Here is a 1,462-nt window from a genome sequence, read left to right on the forward strand (position 1 = left end):
GGCTCTATAATTTTTCCTGTTGATGACTTATCTATATGATAAGCTGTTAACAGGTTTTTTATTGCATTAAAAAAGGAGGACATAGTCCTCTTTAATAAAAAATCTATTCCACTAAACATTTTATAAATAAAGGTGATTTCTATGTCCTCTCTTAATCATTGTATTAAATTCGATCTTGATGTTAAAGACGAAAATATCGTTTTTAAAGATTATTTTTATAAATCGATCAAACTGCAAAAGCATAAAATCTATAAAGCTGAATTAATCCAACCTGCTTGTCCTTTCTGCGGCTCTTTGGATCTTTTACACAATGGCCATTTGATTACCAACATTCACTATCCAACAGCTAATGCCAGTTTGCCTGTCATTATCAGATTGGCTAAGCAGCGAGTTAAATGCCGCGATTGTGATCGCAGATCCATGGCTCAATCTGAATTAGTAAACAAATACTGTTCTATTTCTAATGCTTCCAAGCTTAAAGTATTATCAGCTTTAACTGAAGACCGATCTATGACCAGCATTGCCAGAGAAAACAATGTTTCGATCAATACCGTCCAGAGAGTGCTGGGCAACTGTTCACACCGATTTATTGACAGCTACGAATATTTGCCAGCTCATCTAGCTTTTGATGAGTTCAAAGGAGTCGACCGCCAGCTGCACTTTATCTGCTTGGATGGCGATAATCATCAGGTCGTTCAGATTCTTAGAACTCGCTACAAGAAGACTCTGCTTAAGTATTTCGGTCGTTTCTCGCCCCAAGCTAGAGCTAACGTTAAGACGGTCACGATGGATCTTAATTTTTACTATCAAGATATCGTCAGAGCTTGTTTTCCTAACGCTCAGATTGTCATCGATCGTTTTCATATGATCCAAATGCTTACGCGTTCTTTCAACTCACTGAGAGTCCAAGTCATGAAGACCTTTGATAAAAGATCCAGACAGTATCAGCTACTCAAATCTCCCTGGAAATTATACTTAAAGAAGTTTGATGAGCTTGAAAAAGTTCATCCTCGCTACAACTGGCATTACAAAGACTGCTTAACTCAAGCTCAAGTAGTTACAGAAGGCATTAACACCAGCACTACTTTAGAGAATTCATATAACCTGATGCAAAGCTTTATTCAAGCCGTTGAAACTGGCGATGCTCATGAGCTCAAATCGTTAATCAACTGCCAAGATCAAATTGGAACTTTAATGCACAAAACACTATTGACCTTTAAACATAACCTAAAAGCTGTGCTTAACGGAGCAGAATTGCCTTATTCTAACGGCTGTCTTGAAGGCTTCAACCGCAAAATCAAACAAATTGAGCGAACAGCTTTTGGCTATTCTAATTTTACCAATCTCTTAACCAGAATTCGTTTGGAAGAAAATCTGTACAAAGAAAAAGAACCAAACAGCCTTTTAATGGTTGATTGATTCTCTTCATTTACTCACTATCAACAGGATTTGACAATGAGCC

At 37.3% G+C, this 1,462-nt stretch carries 1 protein-coding gene; it reads left to right on the top strand.

Annotated elements, in window-relative coordinates; genetic code table 11:
* Positions 1-141 precede the first annotated feature (141 nt).
* Positions 142-1,419 carry an ISL3 family transposase gene (locus JCM6256_RS09160; RefSeq protein WP_025081370.1) on the top strand — a complete coding sequence of 426 codons (1,278 nt, stop codon included), beginning with the start codon at positions 142-144 and terminating at the stop codon, positions 1,417-1,419.
* The last annotated feature ends 43 nt before the right edge of the window (positions 1,420-1,462 follow it).

Origin of the sequence: Lactobacillus hamsteri DSM 5661 = JCM 6256 (assembly GCF_000615445.1) — a bacterium.
Lineage (GTDB): Bacteria > Bacillota > Bacilli > Lactobacillales > Lactobacillaceae > Lactobacillus > Lactobacillus hamsteri.

Excerpts from the sequence above, each read along its gene's own strand:
- JCM6256_RS09160 (WP_025081370.1), top strand. The coding sequence starts at position 142 with ATGTCCTCTCTTAATCATTGTATTAAATTCGATCTTGATGTTAAAGAC.